A 4811-nucleotide genomic window follows, 5' to 3' on the forward strand; every position below is an offset into this window, starting at 1 on the left:
GGTCGGGGCTGTCGGGCCGGTCGGGTCGGGCATGCCGGGTGCCGCCTTTCGGGGGAGGTCAGGAGCGAAGTATCGCCCGGCCCACCGGGCGCCCGCGCCCCGGGCGGGTCAGTGCCGGGGCAGTTCCGGAGCGGTTGCGGGCCGGTTGCGGGCGGTTCCCGTGATGTGTTCGAGGTCGGTGATCAGGGAGTCGAGCCAGAACACCGTCATGTAGTAGAGGCGCGGCGCGCCGTCGGGCCGGGCGGCGAAGCCGTCGAACGCCGGGTCCCGCAGCGCGACCGGGGCGGCCGGGGTGTCGCCGCCCGGGTCGAGTGCCGCCGACACCAGCAGCATGCGGCCGGCGACCCGGTCGCCCAGCCGGGCCACGGCTTCGGCCGCATCCGGGCCGAGCGGGGGCACGGTGACCGGCGCGGGCCCCGGCTGTGGCGGCTCCATCAGCCGGTCCGACCCCCACAGCGTGTGGTGTCCGGCCATCACGGTGGCCTGCCAGTCCGGCTCCGGTACGGGGCCGGCGCGGCCCGCCCCGCCGGGCTGCCCGGCGTGCCCGCGGTGCCCGTACGAGCCCTCCGGCTCGCTCTGGTACTGGGCGAACGCCGATTCGGCGAGGATCAGCGAGTGCCTCAGCGAGCGGTGTCCCGGCACGGCCGGCTGCACCTCCCGTACGCCGCCCGCGGCGACGGCGGCGGTCGTCGCGACGACGATCTCCGCCGCCCCGCGCATCAGCACCGCCGCCGAGCGCTGGAGCTCCTCGTGCGCGCCGCGCGGCCACGCGAGCAGCCCGAACACCGCACCGATCGCGCTGCCGATCAGCACGTCCAGCAGCCGCAGCTCCGCGAGCTGCCAGGTCGCCGGTGCGAGCTGCGCGAACACCAGGGCGATGGTCACCGTGAACATGGCCTGTGCCCAGCCGACGCCCTTGACCGGCCCGAGCGTGAAGGTCAGCAGCATGACGGGCGCCAGGGCGATCGCGTACACGGTGGTGTCGCTCCCGACCGCGGCCAGGAGAACGGCGGCCAGGAGGGCCCCGGCGAGCGTGCCGGTCAGGGCGAGCCGGACCGTCGTGCCGGTTTCGCGGACCGTCGTCCGGGTCAGTGTCAGGGCGGCGAGGGTGGCCCAGAAGCCGTGCGGGAGGGTGTCCAGCCCGGCGACGGTGCGGGCGGCTGCCAGGGCGAGGCTGATCCGGACGGCGTTCTGGAAGAACACCGAGCGGCGTCCCGCGTGCCCCTCCAGCCGCATCCACCACAGGTGCGGGGCCCGCATACGGGCGTACCAGAAGCGCATCGGCGGCGGATCGGGCGCGGCGGCCCGGCCGTGTACGGAGATCGCTGCGGCCGTGGACATGGCGAGGGCGGCGTCGGCCGCCTCGATGAGGCCGGCGTACCAGCGCAGCACCGCGACCTGCTCCGGCGGGTGCGGGGCCCCCGGGGCCGGTTCGGGGTGCGAGGCCACCAGCCCGGCGCGGGCCCGCGCCAGCCCTTCCCGGGCGCCGGTCTGCGGCGTGGCGCCCCGCAGGCACGCCGCGGTCTCCGCCGCGGTCCGGCGGACGGCCTCCAAGATCTGGCGGCCGGGCTCCGCCGGCCCGGACCCGCCGGGCGGTTCGGGCAGCCGGAGCAGCCGGGCGAGCAGCGTCCGGGCCGACAGGCCGGTCTGCGACAGGGCCCGCTCGTGGACGCCCGGCCCTGCGGGCCGGTCCGCCTCCGGGACGTTCATGGGCCGCAGCGAGCCGATGGCGGCAGCCGCGTCCCGCGCGCGCTGTTCCGAGAGCCGCCAGGGCGGGGCGGCCAGCTCGCGGACGCACGCCTGCGCGGTGTCCGCGGCGCGGGCGGCGAGTTCCCGGTAGGGGACGGTCGGCGGATCGGGGAAGAGGTACGCCTCGGCGAGGATCAGGAGCAGCAGGCCGGCGGTGGCGCCGATGAGCCGTTCGTCGAGCGAGCCCGGATCGTAGGGCGGGAACGACGGCAGGATGTACAGCAGCTGGAGGCCGGGCGCCGCGCCGGCGGCGCGGGGGCCGCCGGCCGCGACGAACGCCAGCGCGAAGCCGATGACGAGCATGCCGGCGACGGCGGTCCACGTACGCACCGCGAGGTACGTGCCGACGGCCACCAGCAGCCAGCACACCGGCACCAGCCGCACCAGCACCGCGGCGCGCTGCCGCCCCGTCCCGGGGATCCGGGACAGCCCGGCCATGGACACCGCCGCGAACAGGCCGTACGTCGCCGCGACCGTCGCTCCGAAGCCGTACAGGAACAGGTAGAAGGCGGCCCCGGCGGCGAGGGTGACCCGGCCGGACCGGCGGGCGGCCGCGGCGTAGCGTGCGGCGATCCGCTTGCGGGGGACACCGGCGGGGCCCATGCCACCAGGATCACGTACCCCCACCGGAACGGCACCCGCGCCCCCGCCGCGCGGACCCCGCCGACGGGGGCCGGGCGACCGCCGCGGGCCCGGCCGCCCCCGGCCGCGGCCCGGCCCGCCGCCGCGCCCGGGAGCGGCGGGCCGGGAGCGTCAGACGGCCAGGACCTGCGCCGCGACCGCCTCCGGCACCGGGGCGAGGCCCGCCGGCCGGGTCGTGAAGGTGCCCCGCCCTTGCGTCCGCCCGCGCAGCCGGGACGCGTAGCCGAAGAGCTCCGCCAGCGGCACCACGGCCGTGACCGCCGTGGTCCCGGACCGGCTCTCGGAGCCGGACACCCGGCCGCGGCGCGCCGCGAGGTCGCCGAGGACGGTGCCGACGGCGTCCTCGGGAACGGTGGCCACGACTTCGGCCACCGGTTCCAGCAGCCCCATCGCGCACTGCCGCAGCGCCGCCCTCAGCGCGGCCCGCCCGGCGGTGCGGAACGCCATCTCCGAGGAGTCCTTGGAGTGCGTCGCCCCGTCGGTGAGGGTGACCCGCAGGCCCGTCACCGGGTGGCCGCCCAGCGGGCCGTCGGCGAGCGCGTCCCGGCAGCCGGCCTCGACGGCGCGCACGTACTCCTGCGGCACCCGCCCGCCGACGACCGTCGAGCGGAACTCGAAGACCGTCCCGGGTCCGGCGGCCGCACCGTCCAGCGGCTCGACGTCGATGACGAGGTGCGCGAACTGGCCGGCTCCGCCGTCCTGTTTGACGTGCCGGTGGACGAGGCCCGCGACACCGCGCACCACGGTCTCGCGGTACGACACCCGCGGCCGGCCCACGGCGGGGTCGAGCCCGTGGTCGCGGCGGATCTTCTCCACCGCGACCTCCAGGTGGAGTTCGCCCATCCCGGACAGCACGGTCTGGCCGGTCTCGGCGTCGCTGCGCACCCGCAGCGACGGGTCTTCCTCCGCCAGCCTGGCCAGCGCGGCCGCCAGCCGGCCGGTGTCGGTGCTGCGGCGCGCCTCGACCGCGACGGACACCACCGGGTCGGCGACGGTGGGCGGTTCGAGGAGCAGCGGTGCCTGCGGCGCGCACAGGGTCGTGCCGGCGCGGGCGGCCTTCGGCCCGACGACGGCGACGATGTCGCCGGCCCGCGCCTCGTCCAACTCGGTGTGCCGGTCGGCCTGCACGCGCAGGATGCGCGCGACGCGCTCGGTGCGGCCGGTGCTCGTGTCCAGCACGGTGTCCCCCTTCCGCAGGGTTCCGGAGTAGACGCGTACGAAGGTGAGGCGGCCGGAGGCGGTCACGGACACCTTGAAGGCGAGCGCGGCGACCGGCCCGCCGGCGTCGGGGTGGCGCTCCTGCTCGGCGCCGTCCGCTGCCGTACCGCGCACGGGCGGCATGTCGTCGGGCGACGGCAGGTAGGCGGCGACGGCGTCGAGGAGCGGCTCCACCCCGCGGTTGCGGTAGGCGGACCCGCACAGGACGACCGTTCCGGTGCCGTCGAGGGTCGCCGTCCGCAGGGCGCGGGCGAGGGCGCCGTCGGCCAGGGTGCCGGTGGTGCAGAACTCCTCCAGGGCTTCCGGATCGAGTTCCGCAGCGGCCTCCTCCAACAGGCGCCGGCGGTGGAGGGCCTCGGCGCGCAGGCCCGGCCCGCCCTCGGCGTCCCACTCGGCTTCCGCAAGCGTCCGGCAGGTGTCGGAGCCGGCGGGCCAGAGCAGGGCGCGCATGCGGACCAGGTCGACGACGCCGGCGAAGCCGTCCTCCCGTCCGATCGGCAGCTGCACCACGAGCGGGGCGGCGCCGAGCCGGTCGCGCAGCGACCTGGCGGCCGCGTCGAGGTCGGCGCCCGCCCGGTCCATCTTGTTGACGAACGCGATCCGCGGGACGCCGTGCCGGTCCGCCTGGCGCCACACCGACTCGCTCTGCGGCTCGACGCCTGCCACGGCGTCGAAGACGGCGACCGCCCCGTCGAGGACGCGCAGGGAGCGCTCGACCTCGTCGGCGAAGTCGACGTGGCCTGGTGTGTCGATGAGGTTGATGCGGTGGCCTGCCCAGGAGCAGCTGACGGCCGCGGCGAAGATGGTGATGCCGCGGTCCCGCTCCTGCGCGTCGTAGTCGGTGACGGTGGTGCCCTGGTGCACCTCGCCGCGCTTGTGGACGGCGCCGGTGGCGAACAGGATCCGCTCGGTGACGGTGGTCTTGCCCGCGTCGACGTGGGCGAGGATGCCGATGTTGCGGACCGCTGCGAGGGCGGGACGGGTGGTGGCGGTGGTGGTGGCGTCGGAACGCAGGCTGGTGCGCATGGCCCGGCCTTTCGGGTGAGATGGCTGCATGGGCTGCGCGATTCCCTGACATCTGGCGGGAGTTCAGTCCGGATGCCCTCGGCATCCGATTCCGGATCCACTCCGGCGACGCACCCGCCCGGGCCGCGAGCGGCCGTGCCGCGGCGCTCCGAGGGAGCACCGGGGCGGGCCGGGCG

Annotated in this window: 2 protein-coding genes; both read right to left on the reverse strand. The window is 77.0% G+C overall.

Going from position 1 to position 4811, the window contains the following annotated elements; genetic code table 11:
- Positions 1-108: 108 nt before the first annotated feature.
- Entirely contained in the window at positions 109-2352 is a 2244-nt protein-coding gene (locus EF903_RS28840) for an FUSC family protein (RefSeq protein WP_125547949.1), read from the reverse strand.
- Between the two features lie 150 nt (positions 2353-2502).
- A complete protein-coding gene (gene fusA, locus EF903_RS28845; protein ID WP_125547950.1) occupies positions 2503-4635 on the reverse strand; it encodes an elongation factor G in 2133 nt (710 codons plus the stop codon).
- Positions 4636-4811: the final 176 nt, after the last annotated feature.

Source organism: Streptomyces sp. WAC05292 (assembly GCF_003949955.1).
Lineage (GTDB): Bacteria > Actinomycetota > Actinomycetes > Streptomycetales > Streptomycetaceae > Streptomyces > Streptomyces globosus.

Coding starts and splice junctions, on each gene's coding strand:
- fusA (WP_125547950.1), bottom strand. CDS start 4,635: ATGCGCACCAGCCTGCGTTCCGACGCCACCACCACCGCCACCACCCGT.
- EF903_RS28840 (WP_125547949.1), bottom strand. CDS start 2,352: ATGGGCCCCGCCGGTGTCCCCCGCAAGCGGATCGCCGCACGCTACGCC.